Genomic DNA, 21,779 nt, shown 5'->3' with positions numbered 1-21,779 from the left:
ATATGACGTAAAGGCGCGAGCTGCCTCAACAATCAAGTGCAGGCAGGCCAAAAGCGAGTACGACTACGGGCGCTCATGCTCCGTTGGCTGGCGACCGGCGATGATTCTTCCCTGATTGCTGAGACTCTCACTGGGTTTACCGGTGTCTGGGTCAAGGTCCCAGTAACCGCTATGGCCGCTGGTATCTGTTTCAAATTGAGTCCCGCCAAAGTCGGGATGAGTTGGGCCGCGCCCTAGCGTCAGCCCCTGCACCGGGCCAGCGACGAGGTCATCAGGAGCAAGGCCGTAGTAGACGTGATCCGGGTCGACATTGAGGTCTTCCGCCTCATCCACCAACATTCCTGGGCTGCCGACGGCGACGATATTGTCAGCATCCAGGCCACCACCTTCCGATGCTGCCGCCCCCACGACGGTGCTTCCGTAACTGTGGCCAAGCACTGTGAGGTTCGCCCTTTCCCCTTCATGGGAAGCTCGAAGCCCGTGGGTGAAGTCCCTCAGCTCCGGGCCAGCGTCTTCGGCTCGACCTGGACCAGCCACATCCAGATTGGCGGCTTCAGCTCCCGGCATTTCAGGGGCGTCGTAACCAAGCCAGTACACCATGGAAGTTGTCGCGTCAGAGTCGGCATCATCGGCCGAATTCTGCAATCTACTGATACGGGCCAGATTGGCCCTTGTGTCATCCATCGTGTTGGTAGTCCCGGGAACCTGAACACCCACGTTGTCAGCGGTGTCCGGGTTACCCATGGCAATCACCGATTTGCCGTCTCCACCCGCATCGTGGTTAAGCAGGTAAAGTTGCTTATTCGCTGACGCTCCATCACGCCTGTCGAGTTCGGCCTTGAGAGTCTCCAGGTTTCGCCGACGCTCGTCGTTGCCGGGCACGGTACTGGCGTCGCCTTGCTGAAGCCTGTCGAGGTCCTGCTCCAAACGAAGCCGATTGGCATCGTTGCGTACGTCGGAAGGCAGTCCGGCAGTGGTGCCAATGCGCTCCGGGTACAGCGTGACGTACTCCTGCTGCTGCTCCGGACTGAGGTCCCGCCACCACTTGGCTGCGTCTTTGGGGTCCTTGGGTACTTGAGGGTCCCTGACACCAAGCCGGTCCATCACCGAGTCGACGTCCTTGGCGGACTCCCCGGCCATGTTCGAGTTCTTCCGGTCCAGGATCTCGCCGTCCAGCTCCGCCAGCGCCTTGCGGGCCTCGTCGCTGGCGGCCGCCGCGTCGTTTATCGCTTGGTCGATCCGCCTCTGGAACGCATTGACCTCTGCCTCCGCATTGGCCCTGTCCCAGTACGCGTCGTCACCCCAAACGGAATCCTGGTCAGTGCCGGCCCACTTGTCGCGAAATTGAACCGCGCCGTCGTCACCGATCTGAAGGTTAGCCGCCTCTGCATCGGTGACCGCAGCGCGTAGATCCTTCTGGGCCTGCTCCATGCGCTGCACGGTCGTCTCGATCACCTTGGCGATCGCCATGGTCTCGGTCTGGGCGACCTGCATTCTGGTTTCGATGTCTTCGAGGTATCGCAGGGCAGTCTCGGCGTCGTCGCCGTTCCACTCGGCATGCAATGGTCCCGTGACCCTGGTGCGGTGGTCGTCAAAGGCCGTGCCCATCTCCTCGGACACCTTCTGCCAGGAACGACCGGCTGCCTTCAGGTCGGAAAAGTCCTGCTTCAGCAGTCGATTGAAGAAGTCGGACACAGTCGTCTATCCAAAGTCCGTGGGGCGGTCGATGCGCGGGCCTTCATAGGGGGCGGGGGCACCCCGGATCTCGTCCGGATCATAGGTAGAGCCAGGGGCCGGTTTGGCGTTCCGCATGTCGTCCACGCTGTAGGACGCCCTTGGGTCCCGCGTCACGTTTTCTACCGGCGGGGTGTACGTCGGCATCACCGGCCGCGAGTCCTGGAAGTCATCGAGACCGGGAGCCCACCGCCCTCGTCCAGCAGCGTTGCCCGAGTCGACCGGTGCGGAGATCGCGGAGACACCTGGAGTAGAGGAAGCGGGAGCCGACATGATCTCGCCGTCGACGTAACTGCCGTCGAATCCCTCGAAGTCCTTAGCTACCGCTTTCTCGTTCCACTGGTGGGTCTTGGCCGTCTCGGAGAGATTGCGCGAGCCGACCGCGAGCCTGGAGTGCACACCTCTCAGGGCCGCCTCCCAGCTCTCCGCGATGCCTTTGAGACCGATGCTGACGGACCAGCCGTCCATCGCCTCGGCAGCGGTTCCGGTGTCTTTGATCGCCTTGTCACTCGGGCCACTGACCCGGTCGGCGATACCGTCTTGCGCGTGTGCGGATGCCCGCAGTTCTGATGGACTGACCTTCAATTCCCCGGCCATCCACGCCTCCCCCCGAGTCGCATTGAGCAATCGGCAAACCCTAACAGCCGGCAGAATCGCCCCTGCGGCCCGTGGTCCGCCGACAGCCCGGTCAACCCCGGCGCACCGCGAAGTGCAGGCACCCGAACTCGACGGCCCGTACGTGGACCAGGGCCACCTCTGGGTCCGCGAAGGCGTCCGTGAACGCGGTGTCCAAGCCCGCGTCCGGGGCGTTCGTCAGCTCGACGAGTCGGCCGCCCACGATCCGGCCCTGCGAGTCGTAACGCCGTACGGTCCTCAGGGCGCCGGGCCGGGTGAAGGGGTAGCCGTCCTGCGCGACCGGGCCCGCGCACTCCTCGGCGTGGATGAACACCGGGCCCTGTTCGTCGTACGCCCCGGGCTCCGCTCCCGTCTCGGCCGCCCAGCGGCGCAGCGGCGCATACGAGACGAGGGCGACGCGCTCGCCCTTCTCGACGGGCCGCAGACAGCAACGCAGCGGATCACCGCCCGACGGCTCGGTGAAGGGGACGCAGGCCCGGCCCGCATCGTCGGTCTCGCGCAGCTCCTTGAGGGCCGCGGGGGCGATGGGGCGGGGTGCGTATGTCGTCATACGGCCACATTGCCTTTGCCGGGCCGACCGGGCTGGCGGGATTCAGACGCGGTCTTCGTTGAGCGCCGTGAGGAATGAGGCCCAGCTGTCCCTGGGGATGAGGAGTGCGGGGCCGTGGGGGTTCTTGGAGTCGCGGACGGGGATGGTGGTCGGGTGCGTGTCGAGGACTTCGAGGCAGTCGCCCTCGTCACCATTGCTGTAGCTGGACTTACGCCAGTTCTGATCGTCAACTGTCATGGTTCGCATAGTCTTTCGCAGTAGCCCTCAAGGCGGCTACCGACTCCTTCATGGGCAGCGCATCACCCAGCGCCTGCTGATAGGCGCTCTGCAGGCGTTCGACCTGGGCAGGCTCATCGTGGAGCACGCCGCTGAACGTCGCTTCCGTGTACGCCGCCGGTGGCTGGTCCTCGAACCACATGAGCTTCAGCATGCTCGCCATGAGGACATGACCTTCCACGGACAGCGGCAGCACGTGGAGACGGATGCGCCCGCTGTCCGCCAGGTCGGCAACGTGCGTGAGTTGTTCCGCCATTACGCGCGGCCCGCCGATGGGGCGCCGGATCACCGCCTCATCGAGAAGCGTCCACACCACAGGCTTGACCGGATCCTTGAGGATCTGGCCCCGCTTCAGCCGGGTGGCGACGGACTTTTCCCGCTCTGCCTCGCTCAGCGGCGGGAAGGTATGGCGGAGCAACGCATGAACATAGGCCTCCGTCTGGAGAATTCCGGGAATGTAGGACAGCCCGAACTCCCTGAGCACCACAGCCTGTTGCTCCAACTGACGGGCTGACTCGAAATACTCCTTTACGGGACGCTCGTCATCCCCAGGCCGAAACCTCTGCAGCACATCGCCCGTCCCCAACGCCCGGTCCAGCCTCTGCGCATCCTCCCGGGACGGAATCCTCCTCCCCGCCTCGATATGCGCAATGTGCGACCGAGTCATCACCGCAGCGTCGGCCAGCTCTTTCTGGGTCATGCCGGCAGTCTCTCGTCGCTCCCTGACCCAGTCCCCGTACGTAGTACCCACTGCCTCAACTCCCCGACTCCGTAAGACAATTACGGTCATTCTCGCCGAACCGCACGCCCCACCGCAGCCCGAAGGGACACGAACTCCGCCGACTCCCGCGTAGCGATCTGGTCCCGGGGCGCGGGCAGGTTCACCCGCAGGTCGGAGTGCACCCGACCCGGGGTGCCCATGAGGACGACCACCCGGTCCCCGACGTACACGCTCTCGTCGATGTCGTGCGTGACGAGCAGGATCGTCATGCCCGTGCCCGCGCGGACCCGTAGGGCCAGGTCCTCCAGGTCCTCTCTGGTCTGGGCGTCCACCGAGCCGAACGGTTCGTCCATGAGCAGGAACGACGGGCCGTACGCCAACGCCCGCGCGATCGCCGCCCGTTGCTGCATTCCGCCGCTGAGCTGCCACGGGTGCTTGCGGGCCGCGGAGCCGAGCCCCACCTCGTCGAGGGCAGCGCTCGCCGCCTCCCGCCGCTCCGCCCGACCCAGGCCACGGCGGCGCAGCGGGAGGGCCACGTTGTCCCGGACTGTCAGCCAGGGGAAGAGGGAGCGCGTGTAGTCCTGGAAGACCACCGCAGGTCGGAGGGGATGTCCGAGACCGGCTCGCCGTTCACCACCACCGCGCCCTCGGTCGGCCGGACCAGACCCGCGACGCACCGCAGCAGCGTCGACTTGCCGCAGCCGGACGGGCCGACGAGCGAGACCAGCTCGCCGCGCGCCACCGACAGGTCGACGGAGTCGATGGCGCGGTGTCCGTCGGCGTACGTGTGCCCCAAGCCCTTGATCTCCAGCACCTGTTCCCGCCCCCACGGCGCAGCGTCCGCTATCCACCCCAGCATGCCCGAAGGACGTGCAAGGATTGCCGAAAAGTCCCATCCGAGGAACCCCGAGGAGATGACCGCGTGCCTGGCACAAATCTGACCCGCGTAGAGGCACAGGAGCGGGCGCGCCTGCTCACCGTGGACGCGTACGAGATCGACCTCGATCTCAGCGGCGCGCAGGAGGGCGGCACGTACCGCTCCGTGACCACGGTGCGCTTCGACAGTGCCGAGGCGGGCGCCGAGACCTTCATCGACCTGGTCGCGCCGGCCGTGCACGAGATCACCCTGAACGGCGCCTCCCTGGACCCCGCCACCGCCTTCGCCGACTCCCGGATCGCGCTGCCGGGTCTGCTCTCCGGGCGCAACGAGCTGAAGGTCGTCGCCGACTGCGCGTACACGAACACCGGTGAGGGTCTGCACCGGTTCGTGGACCCGGTCGACGATCAGGCTTATCTCTACACGCAGTTCGAGGTGCCGGACGCCCGTCGGGTCTTCGCCAGCTTCGAGCAGCCGGACCTGAAGGCGACCTTCCAGTTCACCGTGAAGGCGCCGAGCGGCTGGACCGTGATCTCCAACTCCGCGACGCCCGAGCCGAAGGACGACCTCTGGGTCTTCGAGCCGACGCCGCGGATCTCCACGTACATCACCGCGCTGATCGTCGGCCCGTACCACTCGGTGCACTCGACGTACGAGAAGGACGGGCAGAGCGTGCCGCTCGGCATCTACTGCCGGCCCTCGCTCGCCGAGTACCTGGACGCCGACGCGATCTTCGACGTGACCCGGCAGGGCTTCGAGTGGTTCCAGGAGAAGTTCGACTACGCGTACCCCTTCGCCAAGTACGACCAGCTGTTCGTGCCGGAGTTCAACGCGGGCGCGATGGAGAACGCGGGCGCCGTCACCATCCGGGACCAGTACGTGTTCCGGTCCAAGGTGACCGACGCCGCGTACGAGGTGCGGGCGGCGACGATCCTGCACGAGCTGGCGCACATGTGGTTCGGCGACCTCGTCACCATGGAGTGGTGGAACGACCTCTGGCTGAACGAGTCGTTCGCCACCTACGCCGAGGCCGCCTGCCAGGCCTACGCGCCGGGGTCGAAGTGGCCGCACTCGTGGACCACGTTCGCCAACTCCATGAAGACCTGGGCGTACCGGCAGGACCAACTGCCGTCCACGCACCCGATCATGGCCGAGATCAACGACCTCGATGACGTGCTCGTGAACTTCGACGGGATCACGTACGCCAAGGGCGCGAGCGTCCTGAAGCAGCTCGTGGCGTACGTCGGCATGGACGAGTTCTTCCGCGGCGTGCAGGCCTACTTCAAGCGGCACGCGTACGGGAACACCCGCCTCACCGACCTGCTCGGCGCCCTGGAGGAGACCAGCGGGCGCGACCTGAAGACCTGGTCGAAGCTGTGGCTGGAGACGGCGGGGATCAATGTGCTGCGGCCGGAGATCCAGACGGATGCCTCCGGTGTCATCAGCTCGTTCGCCGTCCGGCAGGAGGCGCCCGCGCTGCCCGCCGGCGCCAAGGGCGAGCCCACATTGCGGCCGCACCGCATCGCGATCGGCCTGTACGAGCTGCAGGACGGCAAGCTCGTCCGCACCGACCGGGTCGAGCTGGACATCGACGGTGAAGTCACCGACGTACCGGCCCTCGTGGGCAAGCAGCGGCCCGCGGTGATCCTGCTCAACGACGACGACCTGTCGTACGCGAAGGTCCGGCTCGACGAGGAGTCCCTGAAGGCCGTCACCGAGCACCTCGGCGACTTCACCGAGTCGCTGCCGCGCGCCCTGTCCTGGGCCTCGGCCTGGGACATGACCCGCGACGGCGAGCTGGCCACGCGCGACTACCTGTCGCTCGTGCTGTCCGGCATCGGCAAGGAGTCGGACATCGGCGTCGTGCAGTCCCTGCACCGCCAGGTCAAGCTGGCCCTGGAGCTGTACGCGGCCCCGGACTGGCGGGACGCCGGACTGACCCGGTGGACCGACGCGGCGCTCGCGCACCTCAGGGCCGCGGAGGCGGGCAGCGACCACCAGCTGGCCTGGGCCCGCGCCTTCGCCGCCGCCGCCCGCACGCCGGAACAGCTCGACCTGCTCGACGCGCTCCTCGACGGCACCCAGACCATCGAGGGCCTGGCCGTCGACACCGAGCTGCGCTGGGCGTTCGTGGAGCGGCTCGCGGCGACCGGCCGCGCGGACGAGGAGGAGATCGCCGCCGAGTACGAGCGGGACAAGACGGCGGCCGGTGAGCGGCACGCGGCCACCGCGCGTGCGGCGCGGCCCACCGCCGAGGCGAAGGCGGAGGCGTGGGCCTCGGTCGTGGAGTCGGACAAGTTGCCGAACGCCGTGCAGGAGGCGGTGATCGCGGGCTTCGTTCAGGTCGACCAGCGTGAACTCCTGGCTCCGTACACGGAGAAGTTCTTCGCTGCGGTGAAGGATGTGTGGGCATCTCGTTCGCACGAGATGGCGCAGCAGATCGCTGTCGGCCTCTATCCGTCGCTGCAGATCTCCCAGGCCACGCTCGACACGACGGACGCCTGGCTCGCGATCGAGGACCCGGGCGCCGCGCTGCGCAGGCTCGTCTCGGAGTCCCGCTCGGGCGTCGAGCGGGCACTGAAGGCGCAGGCCGCGGACGCTGCGGCGGCCTGAACCACCGCTGCACCGGACGTCTTCTGACGTCCGATCAGAGGGCCCGGTTCCGGGGAGTCGTGACCGCGACCACCCCGGAACCGGGCCCTCCGTACACCCTGCGTCACACCCTTTGTCCCCCGACACGCAGATCCGGCCAAGGACTTGCCCCCTGGTCATGAGGGGTTCACCCGAAGGCGTTACGCTACCGACCCGTCTGATGATCTTCGCGTACGTACGGGAGTAACGCAGTGCAGAGGGTTCGCGCGGGGGCATCCCCAGGAAGTTCCAAGTCTCCCGTCCCCGTGTGGCTGTCGGCCCCGCTGGCCCTCGCCGTCGGCACCACCGTCGCCGCGTTCCAGGTCCCCTCGGCCGCTCTGCTTCCGGTCGTCATCGCCGGTGCCGTCGCCACGGTCGTCGTGGGGATCGCCTGCGGTGAGGCCGCCCGGCGCGGACGCCGGATCGCCGCCCTGAGCGCCGAATCCGCCGCCTGGCAGGCCCAGTTGGGGCGGCAGGAGGCGGAGACGCTGCACCTCGCGGACTCGCTGCTTCCGGACGTCGTGGCCCGGCTGCGGCGCGGCGACTTCCCCGAGGACGTGCTCGCCTCGCTGCAGGTGCCGGAGGCCCACCTGGAGGTGCTGCGTTCGGTCATCGACGCGGTGACCGCCGAGGAGGACCTGCGCGACTCGGCGCAGCGCGCGTTCGTGAACATCGCCCGCCGCGTGCAGGCGATCGTGCACCAACAGGCCCAGGAACTGCGGGAGATGGAGGACCGGCACGGCCAGTCCCCCGACGTCTTCGGCGACCTGCTGCGGATCGACCACGGCACCGCCCTGATCGGCCGCCTCGCCGACTCCATCGCGGTGCTCGGTGGCGCCCGGCCCGGCCGGCAGTGGTCGCGGGCCGTGCCGCTGTACTCGGTGATGCGTGGCGCGATGTCGCGGATCATCGACTACCAGCGCGTCGAGCTGCACTCGGTGTCCGACATCGCCGTCGTCGGCACCGCCGTCGAACCGCTGATCCACGCGCTCGCCGAGCTGCTCGACAACGCCACGCGCTACTCGCCGCCGCAGACCAAGGTCCATCTCACGGCCGTCGACGTGCAGTCGGGCATCGCCGTGGAGATCGAGGACGGCGGCGTCTCGATGAGCGAGGAGGCCCGCGGCCGCGCCGAACGGATGCTGAAGCAGGCGCAGCAGGGCATCGACGTCTACGACCTGGGCGAGAGCCCCCGCCTCGGCCTCGCCGTGGTCGGCCGGCTCTCGCAGGCGTACGGCTTCCAGGTGTCGCTGCGGCCGTCCGCGTACGGCGGTGTCCGTGCCGTCCTGATCGTGCCGCAGGACCTGATCACCACGGTGGCGCAGGCGACCGGGCTCGCCCACGGCATCGGCGCCGCTTCGGGTCCTCGTACGACCGGGGCCGTGCCGGCGCAGCGGAGCGGCGAAAGCCACGCGCGGGCACACGAACCGGTCCGGCAGGCTCCGGCCCAGCAGGCCCCGGCCCAGCAGGCTCCGGCCCAGCAGGTTCCCGTTTCGGCTTCGGCTTCGGCCTCGGCCTCGGCCTCGCAGGCTCCCGCGGCCCAGGCCCCGGCCCACGCGGCGGCCCCGCAGCCCGCCGCGTCCCGTACCGGGCAGCACCCGATGCCCACGCCCCCCGCCGAGCAGCGGGCCGCCGAACCGGCCGCCGCGTCCGCACAGGCTCCTACCGCACCCCGAACGGAGCGCCCGGTGACTGGACCCGTGAACCCGGCGGAGGACGACGCACCCGTGGTCACCGAACGCACCGCGAACGGCCTGCCGCAGCGGCGCCGCCGGGCCCCCGCCGACCCGGCCCCCGAGCCCCGCCCCGCCGCCGAGGAAGCCTCGGACGGGGTCCAGCCGGGCATGTGGCTGGCCGCCTTCCAGAGCGGCCTGTCCGGCGACACCAGCGGCGCCGCCCCCGCGGCGACCGGCAACGGCCCCCGGGCCGCACAGGAACTCGACGCCCCTTCGGCGTCGGCTAGCAAGGGGAACGAGCAGTGATTCAGCAGCAGGGACACTCGGGCCAGGCCGCCAACATGGACTGGATGCTCAAGGACCTCGCCGAAGGCGTCCCGCAGACCCGCCAGGTCGTGGTCCTCTCCGCCGACGGCCTGCGCATGGCGCAGTACGGCGCCGACACCGACTCCGCCGACCGGCTCGCCGCCGCCTGCGCGGGACTGCAGAGCCTGGCCGGTGCGGTCGCCTCCGAACTCCCGTACAGCGAGGGCCGGATGCGGCTCGTCGTGATCGAGATGGACGGCGGCTTCTTCTACCTGATGGCGGCCGGGCAGGGCGCGTTCCTCGCCGTGCTCGCCGACGAGGGGGTGGACGCGGGCCTGATGGGCCAGCGCATGCGGGACCTGGTCCTGCGCATCGGCGAGCACCTGAGCACCCCGCCGCGGCAGGACGTGGCCGCGAGGTGAACTCGGCCGAACCGCACTGGGACGGGGGCGGCCCCGAACGGCTCTATGTGATCACCGGTGGCCGCAGTGGTTCGTCCGCGAAGACGACGCTCGACCTGGTCACTCTGATCGTGGCCAGGTCGGCGCCGCGGCCGGGGATGCAGCCCGAGCAGGCGGCGATCGTCCGGATCTGCCAGCGGCCGCTGTCCGTCGCGGAGATCTCCGCGCATCTGAGCCTGCCGGTCAGCGTCGTCACGGTGCTGCTCAGCGACCTCATCGCCGACAACCGGGTGTTCTCCCGACCGCCCGTACCGCCCGCAAAACTCCCCGACATCGCGTTGATTGAGGCAGTGATCGATGGACTTCAGAAGCTCTGAGAGCCCCGGCTCGGTCGAGGCCGCCGGGCCACGGAGCGAGGACGTACTGCCCGAGACCGCCGCGGCCGCGGTCAAGGTCGTCATCGTCGGCGGCTTCGGCGTCGGCAAGACCACCCTGGTGGGCTCGGTCAGCGAGATCAGGCCGCTGACCACCGAGGAGACGATGACGCAGGCCGGGGTCGGCGTCGACGACACGGCGGGCGTGGAACGCAAGTCCACGACGACGGTCGCCATGGACTTCGGCCGCATCAGCATCAACGACGAGCTGGTCCTGTACCTGTTCGGCACCCCCGGCCAGGAGCGGTTCTGGTTCCTGTGGCGCGGCCTGTTCGAGGGCGCGCTCGGCGCGGTCGTCCTGGTCGACACCCGCCGCCTGGAGGTCAGCTTCGACGTGATCGGCCGCCTGGAGGAGCGCTCCGTACCGTTCGTGGTCGCGGTCAACTCCTTCCCGGACGCGCCGGCTTACCCGGTCGAGGAGCTGCGCGGCGCGCTCGACCTGCCCGCGTCGGTCCCGATCGTGGAGTGCGACGCCCGGCTGCGCACGTCGAGCCGTGACGTGCTGATGGCGTTGATGCGGTATCTGCAGACCCTTGCTGTCGCTACGGAGGCATCGTGACCCTGACCGAGACCGCCGGCGCATCGGCCGTTCCCCGGGTGCCGGGCGCGATACCCCTCGCCGGGCACGCCCTGAAGCTGCTTCGCGACCCCTTCGGCTTCCTCAAGTCCCTTGCCGGGCACGGCGATCTGGTCCGGATCGACCTGGGCCGGATGCCGCTGTACGTGGCGACGACGGCCGAGCTCGTGCACGAGGTCACGGTCGGGCAGGCCCGCAGCTTCGAGAAGGGCCGCTTCTTCGACCGGCTGCGACCGCTCGCGGGCAACGGCCTGGCCAACGCCAACGGCGAGGTGCACCGGGCGCACCGCCGGCTGATCCAGCCGATGTTCTCCAAGGACCGCATCGCGCAGTACACGACGGTGATGAGCCGCAACGCCCAGACCCTCGCGGACTCCTGGTCGGCGGGCCAGGAGATCGAGCTGGAGCACGAGATGGCGCAGTTCGCCATCGAGACGCTCGCCTCCACGCTGTTCTCCACCGACATCGGCCTGCCCGCGGTGGAGGCGATCCGCACCAACCTGCCGATCGCCCTGCGCAATCTCCTCGTACGGGCGGCTTCGCCGAAGTTCCTCGACCGGGTGCCGATCCGCCCGAACCGGGAATTCGACCTGGCCGCGGCCAACCTGCGCCAGGTCATCGACGAGGTGATCGCCACCGGGCGCAGGACCGGCCACACCGACGCGGGCGATCTGCTCTCGCTGCTGCTCGCCGAGCGCGACCTGTCCGACGTGGAGGTGCGGGACGAGCTGAGCACCATCCTGTTCGCCGGCGCGGAGACCACGGCGGCCACGCTCGCCTGGACGTTCCACCACCTCGCGCTGCACCCGGAGTTCGACGCACAGGTGGTGGCGGAGATCCGCGAGGTCGTCGGCGACCGCCCGGTGACCGTCGAGGACGTGCCGAAGCTGGTGGCGCTGCGCCGCGTCCTGGACGAGGTCATCCGGCTGCACGGCGTGACGATGCTGATGCGCCGCACCACGACGGAGGTCGAACTGGGCGGCCACCGGCTGCCGGTGGGCGCGGAGGTCGGCTTCAGCCTGTACGCCCTCCACCGCGACCCGCGCTTCTTCCCGGACCCGGACGCCTTCGACCCGGACCGCTGGCTGCCCGAGCGGCAGGCCGAGGCGGGGATGCGCCGGGAGTCGTACATCCCGTTCGGCGCGGGCAACCGGAAGTGCATCGGCGACCAGTTCGCCTGGACGGAGGCGACGATCGCCCTGGCGACGCTGCTGCCGCGCTGGCGCCTGGTGCCGTCCTCGGGGCACGTCCCCAAGGAGGTCGTCTCGGCCGTCCCGCACGCCGACCGCATCCCGATGACCGTGCAGCCCCGCTGACCCGCACACCTCTGGGCGCTTCCCGCCGCCGCTCCCGTACGCCCTTGCCTTGGAGGCCGTCCCCATGACCACCGCCCCGGAATCCGCCGGCTCCACCTCGCCGCAGCCGCCGCCCGGCTGCCCCGCGCACGCCGGTGGCGCGGGCGCGCCGCGGCGGATCTACGGCCCCGAGGCGGAGAGCGGCCGACAGCACCTGTACGAGCAGTTGCGCGCGGAGCACGGCCCGGTCGCCCCGGTCCTGGTGCACGGCGACATCCCGGCCTGGCTGGTGCTCGGGCACCGGGAGAACCTGGACGTGATGCGCACGCCGTCCCGGTTCACCTGCGACTCCCGCGTATGGAACCGTCAACTGGCCGCCGATTCACCGCTGTTGCCGCTCACCGCCTGGCAGCCGCTGCTCGCCTTCGCGGACGGCGAGGAGCACGCACGCCTCCGCCTCGCGGTCACCGACAGCCTGGACCTGTTCAACCGGCAGAGCCTGCGCCGCTATGTGACGCGGTACGCGAACCAGCTCGTCGACCAGCTGGCCGGGCGGGGCCGCGCCGACCTGGTCGAGGAGTTCGCGGAGCAGCTGCCGATGATGGTGCTCACCCACCACTTCGGCATGACGGAGGAGTACGGCCCGAAGCTGGTCGAGGCGGTCCGCGACATGACCCGGGGCAGCGCCACGTCGGTGGCGAGCAACCGGTTCGTGGTGGACGCGATGAGCGAGCTCGTGGCCCGCAAGCGGGTGCAGCCGGGCAGCGACTTCACCAGCTGGCTGATCGCCCACGAGTCGGGCCTGAGCGACGACGAGATCCGCGAGCACCTGCGGCTCACGCTGGTCGCCGGGTACGAGCCGACGGTGAACCTGATCGCCAACACCCTGCGGATGGTGCTCACCGACTCCCGCTTCCGCGGCAGCCTGTCCGGCGGTCAGATGACCCTGCCGGACGCCCTGGAGCAGGTGCTCTGGGACCATCCGCCGATCGCGCTGCTCCCCACCCGCTGGGCGATCGGCGACACGGAGCTCGGCGGTCGTGCGATCGGGGCCGGTGACATGCTGCTGCTCGGCCTGGAGGCGGGCAACGTGGACCCGGCGATCCGCCCCGACCTGACGGCGTCGATGCACGGCAACCGCTCGCACCTCGCGTTCAGCGCGGGCCCGCACGGCTGCCCGGGCCAGGACATCGGGCGCGCGATCGCGGACACGGGCGTGGAGACGCTGCTGGGCCGCCTGATCGACATCCGGCTCGCGGTCTCCGAGGCCGAGCTGCGGGTGGTCTCGGCCTGGATCTCGCGCCGCCTGGAGTCGCTCCCGGTCCGCTTCACCCCGGTCCGCCCGACGGCCGCGGTCACCGCCACTCCGTCCCGCCCGGCGACCATGCCGGGCCCGATGCCGGAGCCGACGGTCGCGACGCCCACGACACCTCAAGTCCCGCAAGAACGCCGGGGCTTCATGGGAAGGCCCCGCCGCGCCCGATAGGGGCGCGGGGAACGGCGCAATGCTTTTAAGGGGCGCGGGGAACTGCGCAGGATAGGGGCGCGGGGAACGGCGCAGAACCCGCGCCCGGTCAACCCGCGCCCACCCGCAGAGGCACGCCCCCCTACGACACCAACCCGAACCACCAGTCCACCGCCGCGATCCCCAACGGCTCCAGACTCGCGTCGACCGGCGTCCGCCGGAACGCGTCCGGGAACCGGGCAGGATCGTGCGGCGTGGTGTAGCGCACCGAGGTGATCCCCCAGTCCTGGGCACCGCGGATGAAGCAGGCGAGCGAGTCCAGGTACTGCCGCAGCTGCGGGCTCGCATCGGCGCGCAGCCGCTCGCCCAGGAGCAGGAACAGGTTCGTGGCCCGGTCCCGCTGGGAGATCGCGAGGTCGAGCGCGGCCTCGGGCGTGATGCCCCGCTCACGTTCGAGCACGCGCAGCGCGTTGAGCCAGAACTCGTCCTTCCCGCCCGCTTCCTTGTGGTACGAGAAGATGTCGTTGTCCCAGGTGATGATGAACGACGCCAGCTCGGCGGCGGCCCGTACGCGGGTGTTGTCCCGCTCGTGGGGCTGCAGTTCGTAGCCGTGGCCCATCTCCAGGAGGGGCAGGACGACGGAGGTGGCGCCGTCGTACAGCCGCATCAGGGTGTAGTCGTCGAGGTCGGGGACGGTGCCCGCGGTGCGGTGCGAGGCCTCCCAGACGACGGAGAAGAAGTACTCGCGCAGGGCGTCCACCCAGCGCGCGGCCTGGCCGGCGGTGCCGTAGCGGTCGACGCGGCGGCGCAGGTCGCGCAGGCCGTCGGCGAGCGGGTCGTCGAGGAGCATCGGCGCCTCGGGGTTCTGCGCGACGCGCAGCAGCCGGGAGAGGTAGCCGGACAACTCACCCGGTTTGCGGCCGAGTTCGCCCTCCTCGCAGTGCCCGTCGTCGACGCCGAACAGCCACAGGACGAAGTCGGAGAGCAGCGAGACGACTTCCTCGCGGCCCTCGGGCAGGATGCGGGCCGAGAAGCCGCCGATGTCGTGCCGGACCAGTCGGCCGCGCAGCTCGTCGGAGCCGATGCGGAACTTCTCCGCCCAGAGCGCGGTCTGTTGATCTATGTCCTGGTACAGCGGATGTATCGCTTCGCGGAACGGCGAATAGATGGGCGGAACAGCCAGGTCGGTCCCCACTGAGCACTCACTCTCGTCGCGGGGCATGACCCACACCCCATGTTGATCAAGGCGCCTCGCATCGTAGCCACTGATCGAAAGCGGAATATGATCAAGTTGTGAAGAATTGGCTGAGTGGGTTGCGCGGCTCGCGGGCTACCCCAAGTAAGCCCGTACCAAGCGTGACTGACATCTCCTCAGCCCGGGTTTGAGTCGCGCCCCAGCGCGTTCGCCGCCTCCCGCAGCGCCTCCACGACCCGGGCCAGGGCCGGGCCGTCCTCCGCTCCCCGGCGCATCGCGGCCACCACGTGGCGGCGCGGCTGGTCGGGGCCGAGGGTGCACATCGCGACGCCCGCCCGGCGTACGGCGGTCATCCGCGGAACCAGGGCGACCCCCATGCCCGCCTCGACCATCGCCATGATCGCGGTCCAGCCGGCCGCGCTGTGCGCCTGCTCCGGGACGAAGCCCGCCGCCTCGCAGGCCGCGAGGGTGATCTCCGACCAGGGCCCGCTGCCGCCGAAGATCCAGGCCTCCGCGGAGAGTTCGGCGAGCCGCAGCCGCGCCCGCCCGGCCAGCGGGTGCCCGACGGGCAGGGCGACGTCCAGCGGGTCGGCGAGCAGCGGCACGCGCGTGAACTTGGGGTCGCGCGGCGTCGGCGCGTGCGCGGCGAGGGACAGGGCGAGGTCCACGTCTCCCCCGGCGAGCAGCTCGTACGCCTCCGCCGCCTCCGCCTCCCGCACCCGCACCTCGATCCCGGGCGCCGCCGCGCGCAGGTGCCGTACGGCCGGGACGACGAGCGCGGGCACCGCCGTGGAGAACGCGCCGACCCGCACCTCGCCGGCCTCGCCGCGCACGTACCCGGCCAACTCGGCGTCGGCGCGCTCCAGTTGCGCGAAGACGGCCTCCGCGTGCCGCAGTACGAGGTGGGCCGCGTCGGTGAGCCGCACCCGGCGGCCCTGCGCCTCCAGGAGCGGTACGCCCAACTGCTTGGCGAGGTTGGAGAGTTGCTGGGAGACCGCCGAGGGGGTCATGAGCAGCGCGGCGGCGGTGGCCGTGACGGTGCCGCGCTCGCTCAGGGTGCGCAGGATCTGCAGCTTCTTGATGTCCCACTCGGTCATACCCGGCAATCTATCCGGGCCGGCCGACCCGCCCCGCGCCGCGCTCACTTGGCGCCGCCGCGCGCCGCCCCGAGGATCACCCCGCCGAGGATCAGCCCCATGCAGAGGACCTGCATGGGCCCGGTCGGCTCGCCGAGGACCACGAAGGAGAGCAGCGCCACGCACACGGGCTGCAGGTAGTAGACGACTCCGGCGCGGGCGGCGCCGATCAGCGAGATCGCCTTGTTCCAGGCGAAGAAGGCGAGGGCCGAGGAGATCACACCGACGTAGAGCAGCGGCGAGACGGTCGCGGGCGTCGGCTCGAAGCCGCCCTGGATCACGAGGCTCGCGACGAACACCGGTGCCAGCATCAGCGCACCGAGCAGGAACGTGGTGAACAGGAACGACAGCCCCTCGATCGCGGCGGGCTTGCGGCGCAGGAGCGCGCTGTACGAGGCGAAGGAGAGCGCCGCCGCGAGCATCCACAGGTCGCCGACGGCGAAGTCCATGGCGAGCGAGCCCTTGCTGACGAGCAGCAGCACCCCGGCGCAGGCGATGAGCAGCCCGACGACCCTGCGGGCGCCGAGCCGGGTGCCGCCGAGGCGTTCGTAGAGCGCCATGACGACCGGCGAGGCGGCCATGATCATGCCCATGTTCCCGGCGGTGGTGGAGATCCCGGCCTGGTTGACGAGGGTGTTGTAGACGGTCACGCCGAGCAGGGACGCGAGCAGCAGAAAGCGGATGTGCTCCCGCAGCAGGGCCCGCTGCCGCCAGGCGGCGCGGGCGGCGAACGGCGCGACGGCGACGAGCGCGACGATCCAGCGCCAGAACGCGTGCTGGACGGGCGGTACGGAGTCGGCGAGCGCCCGCGAGGTGACGAAGCTGCCCGACCAGACCACGGTGGCGAGTGCGGCGAGCAGCAGGCCGAGAGTGGCGGCCCGTCGGGCCTTCCCCGCGCCTCCCCGATCGGCCGGATCTGCCGCGTCCGCCGTCGCGCTGCCGTGGACTCGGTCCAGGACCGCCATCGATACCCCTTGCCCCTCTGCCCTCGCGGGCTCCTCGATCACGTTGCGGAGCTACCGTCGCACTCCGCGCTTACTTAGGTCCATCGAAAACTTTCGACAGATCCGTTCAGCAGAAGTGAAAGGTCGGGGGTTTCGCGCAGACGACGAGGGCGCGCCCCACCTCAGTGGTGGGGCGCGCCCTCGCGAAGAGTTGCGGGCGTCAGCCCTGCTTCGGGCCCTTGCGGGACTTGTCCCCGACCATCACCAGGCCGGTGATGACCAGGAAGAGAACGATCGGCGCCACGACGTACAGGCCGAGGGTCTCCATCACGTTCAGGCCGGGACCGGGGTCGTCGCCGTCGTCGCGGGTCAGCGCGAGCGCGGGGGACGACATGAGCAGCATCATCAGCGTCGTACCGGCTGCTACGGCGCCGGTGCGCAGGGCGTTCTTCTTGTCCACGGTGCCAAACTAGCGGGTGCCCTGACGGGGCGCGCGCCCGGGGTGCCCGTACGGGCTCGCCCGTCAGTCTCGGCCGTCAGTAGAGGGAGGGGTCCGTTCCGGCGGCGGTTCCGGTGGCGGTGGGCTCGCTCGTCAGGGGGGCGGCGGCGAGTGGGGGTTCGCTGGTGAGGGGGGCCGCGTCGGCGAGCGGGGGCTCGCTCGTCAGGGGCGCTTCGACGCAGCAGGCACAGGAGCCGAGCAACCCGGAGCCGGGGTCGGACACCAGCGAGATGTCCGGCAGGTCGCGCAGCTCCGACCGTTTGGAGAGAGCGTCGAGCAGAAGCTGAGCCGATGCGGCCACGAGGGCCTCCTTCGGTGGGCGGCATGGTCGGATGGGCTCCCTACCCAGGGGAACCGATCACATTCGACCAACGCGTTCCCGCCCACCTTTTGTTCCGGCGGCGGGAGTTGGGGCTTTCCCTTGGGGCGTCTGGGCGGGGAGGGCTTGCGGGGTGCTGCCGGGCGGGCACGTGACGTGACGCACATCACGCCGAGTGCGGGGGTTTCGCCGCCGATTGTGCGCCGTGCCGCCGCCGGGACGGGCGGTTTTCTTCCCCTCCCCGCCTCTTCCCGAAAGTCCTGGCGGACGGCTCCTGGGGGCTGCGCCCCCGGGCCCCGCTTCTCGGCCGCCTTTCGACTGCCGCGCCGTCGTGGCTGGTCGCGCCCAGGGGCGGAGCCGCCGATGTCACAGCCCCGCGCCCTATCGGGGCCCCCGCAGCGGCGCCCTAAGCTGACGTCCGACGCTGTGTGCGGGAAGTGCGGAAGAAGGGCGGGGCAGCCGTGCAGGTGCGGCGCAGGAAGCGGGCGGCAGCCATCGCGGCCGCGGTGATCGGGGGCCTCATCGGCGGCGCACCGGGAGCCCTCGCGGCGCCACCGCAGCCCGCCGTCACCGAACCCGACGCCCCCGCGGGCACCGACCGCGCGAGCGACGACTCCCTGCCGCAGGTGTGGCCACGCCCGCAGCAGGCCAAGGCGGGCGGCCAGACCGTACGCATCGGCGAGCAGGTGTACGTCGCGACGGACGCGGGCGCCGACCCGTACGCCGTGGACGCGCTGCGCACCCTTCTGCGGAACGCGGGCGCCCGCCGCGTCACCGAGGTCGGGGACAGCGCGAAGCCGCCCGCGGGCGCCCTCGTCGTGCGCGCGGGCGAGGCGGGCGGGGGCGGACGCTCCGGCGCGGCCGCCGCACTGCGCGCCCTGCGCTCCGCCGACCGCGCCGACCTGCCGCGGGGCGGCTACCGCCTCGCGGTCGGCGAGGTCGCGGGCCGGCCCACCGTCGCCCTCGAAGGCGTCGGCGAGGACGGCCTGTTCCACGGCGTGCAGACGCTGCGCCAGCTGATCGGCGACTCCGGCTCCGTGCCCGGCGTCCGCGTCCGCGACTGGCCCGGCACCGGAGTGCGCGGCCTCGCCGAGAGCTTCTACGGCACGCCCTGGACCCGTGAACAGCGCCTGGAACAGCTGGACTTCATGGGCCGCAGCAAGCTCAACCGGTACGTCTACGCCCCCGGCGACGACCCGTACCGCCAGGCGCGCTGGCGTGAGCCGTACCCCGCCGAGCAGCGCGCCGGGTTCCGCTCCCTGGCCGAGCGGGCGGCCCGCAACCACGTGACGCTCACCTGGGCGGTCTCGCCCGGCCAGGCCATGTGCCTGTCGTCCGACGACGACCTGAAGGCGCTGCTTCGCAAGGTCGACGCGATGTGGGCGCTCGGTGTGCGGGCGTTCCAGCTCCAGTTCCAGGACGTGTCGTACAGCGAGTGGCACTGCGACGCGGACGCCGAGACGTTCGGCTCCGGACCGAAGGCGGCAGCGACCGCGCAGGCGAAGGTGGCGGGCGCGCTCGCGGCGCATCTGCGGGAGCGGCACCGGGGCGCGGAGCCGCTGACCCTGATGCCCACCGAGTACTTCCAGGACGGCGCGACCGAGTACCGCGAGGCGCTCTCCGCGAAGCTGGACGACCAGGTGCAGGTGGCGTGGACCGGCGTCGGTGTCGTACCGAAGACCATCACCGGGCGTGAACTGGCCGGTGCGCGCGAGGCGTTCGGGCATCCGCTGGTCACGATGGACAACTACCCGGTCAACGACTACGCGCAGGACCGCATCTTCCTCGGCCCCTACATGGGCCGCGAACCGGCCGTCGCCAGCGGCTCGGCCGCGCTGCTCGCCAACGCCATGGAGCAGCCGGTGGCCTCCCGCATCCCGCTGTTCACGGCCGCCGACTACGCCTGGAACCCGAAGGCGTACCGCCCCCAGGAGTCCTGGCGCGCCGCCGTCGACGCCACCGCGGCCGAGCTCGCGGACGGCGACGCGAAGCGCCGTGCGGCGGTACGGGCCCTCGCGGGCAACACGGCGTCCTCGGTGCTCGGCGCCGACGAGTCCGCGTATCTGCGGCCGCTGATGGACGCCTTCTGGCGGGAGCGCGCGGGCGGCGACCTGCGGCGCACCGAGGCCGCCGGGCAGCGCCTGAAGGACGCGTTCACGGTGCTCCGCGAGACCCCGCAGCGGCTGCGCGACACCGACCTCGGCGCCGAAGTGGCGCCCTGGACCGAGCAGTTGGGGCGGTACGGCACCGCGGGTGAGGCCGCCGTCGAGATGCTGCTCGCCCAGAGCCGCGGCGACGGCGCGCGGGCCTGGCGGCACCGCGAGGACCTCGACGCGGCCCGCGAAGAGGTGCGGTCGGGCCGCGCCACCGTCGGCAAGGGCGTGCTCGGGCCGTTCCTCGACAAGGCCGAGAAGGAGTCGGAGCGCTGGTCCGGCACGGCCGAGGAGCGCGGCGAGGTCGCCGAGGACGACGCCTCGTACACCGTGCGGCTGCCGCGCCCGCGGCCCATCGAGGCCGTGACGGCGGTGACGGAGCCCGGCGAGCGCGGTGTGGTGCAGGCCCACGTCCCCGGCGAGGGCTGGCGCACCCTGGGCCGCCTCACCGGCAAGGGCTGGACGGAGACCGCCGCGAAGGGCCTGAGGGCGGACGCGGTACGGACGACGGTGCCCGCGCAGCACGTCGTGCCCTGGTTCGCCGACGGCGCCGACGCCGCGTTCGAGCTGAGCCGCGACGAGGCGGACGCGGAGATCGGCGGCCCGGCGCAGCGCGTCACGGCGAAGCTCACCGCCCGGCGGCCCGCCGACGTCCGGGGGAAGCTCACGGCGCGGGCCCCTAAGGGCGTAGAGGTGCGGGTGCCGGGCGAGGCGAAGGTGCCGCGCGGCACGGACGTCACGGTCCCGGTCGAGATCACGGTGTCCGAGGGCACCCCGGCGGGCAGCTACGCGGTGCCCGTCTCGTACGGCGGCGAGACCCGCACGCTCACCGTCCGTGCGTACCCGCGCACCGGCGGGCCCGATCTGGCGCGCGGCGCGAAGGCCACCTCGTCGGGCGACGAGACCCGCGACTTCCCGGCGGCGGCGGCCAACGACGGGGACCCGGAGACCCGTTGGTCCTCACCGGCCGAGGACGACGCGTGGTGGCAGGCGGAGTTCGACCGCCCGGTGCGGCTCGGCAAGGTCGCGCTGCACTGGCAGGACGCGTACGCCTCCGCGTACCGCGTGCGGGTCTCGGAGGACGGCGAGCGCTGGCGCACGGCGGCCGAGGTCCGGGGCGGGCGCGGCGGCCGGGAGACGGTCCGCATGGACGAGCGCGATGTCCGCTTCGTCCGCGTGGAGGGCGAGAAGCGGGGGACGCGGTTCGGGTACTCGCTGTGGGGTGTGGAGGCGTACGAGGTGAAATCCAGCCCCTCCGGCGATTGAGGAGCAGAGGAGCAGGGGTCCGGGCAGACCGCTTCGGGCCCGGTCGCCCGCGGAGCTGGTGGGCGACCGGCCCGGTCACACAGAGACCCGGATCGCTCAGGCGGAGATGCCGTCGATCCGGGCCATCGCGTCGTCCGCGCCGAACGGCTGCAGGTAGGGCAGCCAGCGCGGATCCCTATGCCCGGTGCCGATGATGCGCCAGGCGAGTCCGGTGGGCGGGGCGGGTTTGTGACGCAGCCGCCAGCCCAGTTCGAGCAGATGACGATCGGCCTTCACGTGGTTGCAGCGGCGGCATGACGCCACCACGTTCTCCCAGGCGTGCTGACCTCCCCGGCTCTTGGGGATGACGTGGTCGACGCTGGTTGCGACGCCACCGCAGTACATGCAGCGGCCCCCGTCGCGGGCGAAGAGGGCTCGCCGGGTCAGCGGAACGGGCCCCCGGTAGGGGACCCGCACGAAGCGCTTGAGCCGGACCACGCTGGGTGCGGGGATGGTGCAGGTCGCGCTGTGCATAAAGGCGCCGGACTCCTCGAGGCACTGAGCCTTGTTCTCGAGGACCAGAACGAGCGCGCGGCGGAGCGGTACGACGCCGAGGGGCTCGTACGACGCGTTGAGGACCAGGACATGCGGCACGGATGCCTCCTTGTACGCCGGCGGCGCGTGGCTCGCGCCGGGACGATCTGCTCTC

21 protein-coding genes are annotated in these 21,779 nt (G+C 71.0%); 8 read left to right on the top strand and 13 right to left on the bottom strand.

Annotated elements, in window-relative coordinates:
• Positions 1-63 precede the first annotated feature (63 nt).
• The 7 genes from RCO28_RS00245 to RCO28_RS00215 form a co-directional block, all read right to left on the bottom strand.
• A complete protein-coding gene (locus RCO28_RS00245; RefSeq protein WP_308938834.1) occupies positions 64-1,695 on the bottom strand; it encodes an alpha/beta hydrolase in 1,632 nt (543 codons plus the stop codon).
• 6 nt (positions 1,696-1,701) lie between these two features.
• Entirely contained in the window at positions 1,702-2,331 is a 630-nt protein-coding gene (locus RCO28_RS00240; RefSeq protein ID WP_308938833.1) for a hypothetical protein, read from the bottom strand.
• Positions 2,332-2,422: 91 nt separating this feature from the next.
• The gene (locus RCO28_RS00235; protein ID WP_308938832.1) at positions 2,423-2,920 is read right to left on the bottom strand and encodes a DUF1203 domain-containing protein; all 498 of its coding nucleotides are present in this window, start codon (positions 2,918-2,920) and stop codon (positions 2,423-2,425) included.
• Between the two features lie 42 nt (positions 2,921-2,962).
• The gene (locus tag RCO28_RS00230; RefSeq protein WP_374991063.1) at positions 2,963-3,166 is read right to left on the bottom strand and encodes a DUF397 domain-containing protein; all 204 of its coding nucleotides are present in this window, start codon (positions 3,164-3,166) and stop codon (positions 2,963-2,965) included.
• Positions 3,147-3,947 (bottom strand): helix-turn-helix transcriptional regulator, encoded by an 801-nt coding sequence (locus RCO28_RS00225; RefSeq protein WP_308938830.1) that lies wholly within the window; start codon positions 3,945-3,947, stop codon positions 3,147-3,149. Before RCO28_RS00225 ends, RCO28_RS00230 begins: the two co-directional genes overlap by 20 nt.
• A gap of 35 nt (positions 3,948-3,982) precedes the next feature.
• Entirely contained in the window at positions 3,983-4,510 is a 528-nt protein-coding gene (locus tag RCO28_RS00220) for an ABC transporter ATP-binding protein (protein WP_308938829.1), read from the bottom strand.
• Complete coding sequence (locus RCO28_RS00215; RefSeq protein WP_308938828.1) at positions 4,468-4,776, bottom strand: ATP-binding cassette domain-containing protein; 309 nt, start codon at positions 4,774-4,776, stop codon at positions 4,468-4,470. Before RCO28_RS00215 ends, RCO28_RS00220 begins: the two co-directional genes overlap by 43 nt.
• Positions 4,777-4,839: 63 nt before the next feature.
• Here RCO28_RS00215 and pepN point away from each other — a divergent pair, with 63 nt between their 5' ends.
• The 7 genes from pepN to RCO28_RS00180 all read left to right on the top strand — a co-directional run bounded on the left by pepN (position 4,840) and on the right by RCO28_RS00180 (position 13,600).
• A complete protein-coding gene (gene pepN, locus RCO28_RS00210; RefSeq protein WP_308938827.1) occupies positions 4,840-7,407 on the top strand; it encodes an aminopeptidase N in 2,568 nt (855 codons plus the stop codon).
• 284 nt (positions 7,408-7,691) lie between these two features.
• Positions 7,692-9,407: a sensor histidine kinase gene (locus RCO28_RS00205; RefSeq protein WP_374991062.1), complete on the top strand. Its 1,716-nt coding sequence runs from the start codon at positions 7,692-7,694 to the stop codon at positions 9,405-9,407.
• 35 nt (positions 9,408-9,442) lie between these two features.
• Positions 9,443-9,829: a roadblock/LC7 domain-containing protein gene (locus RCO28_RS00200; RefSeq protein ID WP_282537771.1), complete on the top strand. Its 387-nt coding sequence runs from the start codon at positions 9,443-9,445 to the stop codon at positions 9,827-9,829.
• Positions 9,826-10,185, top strand: coding sequence for a DUF742 domain-containing protein (locus RCO28_RS00195; protein ID WP_308938825.1), 360 nt, complete (start codon positions 9,826-9,828; stop codon positions 10,183-10,185). Before RCO28_RS00200 ends, RCO28_RS00195 begins: the two co-directional genes overlap by 4 nt.
• Positions 10,166-10,801 carry an ATP/GTP-binding protein gene (locus tag RCO28_RS00190; protein ID WP_308938824.1) on the top strand — a complete coding sequence of 212 codons (636 nt, stop codon included), beginning with the start codon at positions 10,166-10,168 and terminating at the stop codon, positions 10,799-10,801. Before RCO28_RS00195 ends, RCO28_RS00190 begins: the two co-directional genes overlap by 20 nt.
• Positions 10,798-12,135 carry a cytochrome P450 gene (locus tag RCO28_RS00185; protein ID WP_308938823.1) on the top strand — a complete coding sequence of 446 codons (1,338 nt, stop codon included), beginning with the start codon at positions 10,798-10,800 and terminating at the stop codon, positions 12,133-12,135. Before RCO28_RS00190 ends, RCO28_RS00185 begins: the two co-directional genes overlap by 4 nt.
• Positions 12,136-12,199: 64 nt before the next feature.
• Positions 12,200-13,600 (top strand): cytochrome P450, encoded by a 1,401-nt coding sequence (locus RCO28_RS00180; RefSeq protein ID WP_308938822.1) that lies wholly within the window; start codon positions 12,200-12,202, stop codon positions 13,598-13,600.
• 121 nt (positions 13,601-13,721) lie between these two features.
• Here RCO28_RS00180 and RCO28_RS00175 read toward each other — a convergent pair whose 3' ends face one another.
• From RCO28_RS00175 to RCO28_RS00155, 5 genes are all read right to left on the bottom strand, one after another.
• Complete coding sequence (locus RCO28_RS00175; RefSeq protein ID WP_308938821.1) at positions 13,722-14,774, bottom strand: selina-4(15),7(11)-diene synthase; 1,053 nt, start codon at positions 14,772-14,774, stop codon at positions 13,722-13,724.
• Positions 14,775-14,950: 176 nt separating this feature from the next.
• On the bottom strand, positions 14,951-15,871 hold the full coding sequence (locus tag RCO28_RS00170; protein ID WP_308938820.1) for a LysR family transcriptional regulator: 921 nt from the start codon (positions 15,869-15,871) through the stop codon (positions 14,951-14,953).
• Positions 15,872-15,915: 44 nt separating this feature from the next.
• Complete coding sequence (locus RCO28_RS00165; RefSeq protein ID WP_308938819.1) at positions 15,916-16,875, bottom strand: DMT family transporter; 960 nt, start codon at positions 16,873-16,875, stop codon at positions 15,916-15,918.
• Positions 16,876-17,074: 199 nt separating this feature from the next.
• Complete coding sequence (locus RCO28_RS00160) at positions 17,075-17,314, bottom strand: hypothetical protein (RefSeq protein ID WP_308938818.1); 240 nt, start codon at positions 17,312-17,314, stop codon at positions 17,075-17,077.
• Between the two features lie 76 nt (positions 17,315-17,390).
• Complete coding sequence (locus RCO28_RS00155; RefSeq protein WP_308938817.1) at positions 17,391-17,654, bottom strand: hypothetical protein; 264 nt, start codon at positions 17,652-17,654, stop codon at positions 17,391-17,393.
• Positions 17,655-18,133: 479 nt separating this feature from the next.
• On the opposite strand from RCO28_RS00155, the gene RCO28_RS00150 reads away from it, so the two are divergent.
• Complete coding sequence (locus RCO28_RS00150; protein WP_308939642.1) at positions 18,134-21,091, top strand: beta-N-acetylglucosaminidase domain-containing protein; 2,958 nt, start codon at positions 18,134-18,136, stop codon at positions 21,089-21,091.
• Positions 21,092-21,187: 96 nt separating this feature from the next.
• On the opposite strand, the gene RCO28_RS00145 is transcribed toward RCO28_RS00150, so the two are convergent.
• Positions 21,188-21,724 carry an HNH endonuclease gene (locus RCO28_RS00145; RefSeq protein ID WP_308938816.1) on the bottom strand — a complete coding sequence of 179 codons (537 nt, stop codon included), beginning with the start codon at positions 21,722-21,724 and terminating at the stop codon, positions 21,188-21,190.
• Between the last annotated feature and the right edge of the window lie 55 nt (positions 21,725-21,779).

The sequence above is a fragment of the Streptomyces sp. LHD-70 genome (assembly GCF_031157275.1).
In the GTDB taxonomy this organism is placed as follows: domain Bacteria; phylum Actinomycetota; class Actinomycetes; order Streptomycetales; family Streptomycetaceae; genus Streptomyces.
This window is presented reverse-complemented; position numbering and strand designations above follow the sequence as displayed.

Excerpts from the sequence above, each read along its gene's own strand:
- RCO28_RS00240 (WP_308938833.1), bottom strand. The coding sequence starts at position 2,331 with ATGGCCGGGGAATTGAAGGTCAGTCCATCAGAACTGCGGGCATCCGCA.
- RCO28_RS00235 (WP_308938832.1), bottom strand. The coding sequence starts at position 2,920 with ATGACGACATACGCACCCCGCCCCATCGCCCCCGCGGCCCTCAAGGAG.
- RCO28_RS00230 (WP_374991063.1), bottom strand. The coding sequence starts at position 3,166 with ATGCGAACCATGACAGTTGACGATCAGAACTGGCGTAAGTCCAGCTAC.
- RCO28_RS00215 (WP_308938828.1), bottom strand. The coding sequence starts at position 4,776 with ATGCTGGGGTGGATAGCGGACGCTGCGCCGTGGGGGCGGGAACAGGTG.
- RCO28_RS00200 (WP_282537771.1), top strand. The coding sequence starts at position 9,443 with ATGGACTGGATGCTCAAGGACCTCGCCGAAGGCGTCCCGCAGACCCGC.
- RCO28_RS00190 (WP_308938824.1), top strand. The coding sequence starts at position 10,166 with ATGGACTTCAGAAGCTCTGAGAGCCCCGGCTCGGTCGAGGCCGCCGGG.
- RCO28_RS00180 (WP_308938822.1), top strand. The coding sequence starts at position 12,200 with ATGACCACCGCCCCGGAATCCGCCGGCTCCACCTCGCCGCAGCCGCCG.
- RCO28_RS00170 (WP_308938820.1), bottom strand. The coding sequence starts at position 15,871 with ATGACCGAGTGGGACATCAAGAAGCTGCAGATCCTGCGCACCCTGAGC.
- RCO28_RS00165 (WP_308938819.1), bottom strand. The coding sequence starts at position 16,875 with ATGGCGGTCCTGGACCGAGTCCACGGCAGCGCGACGGCGGACGCGGCA.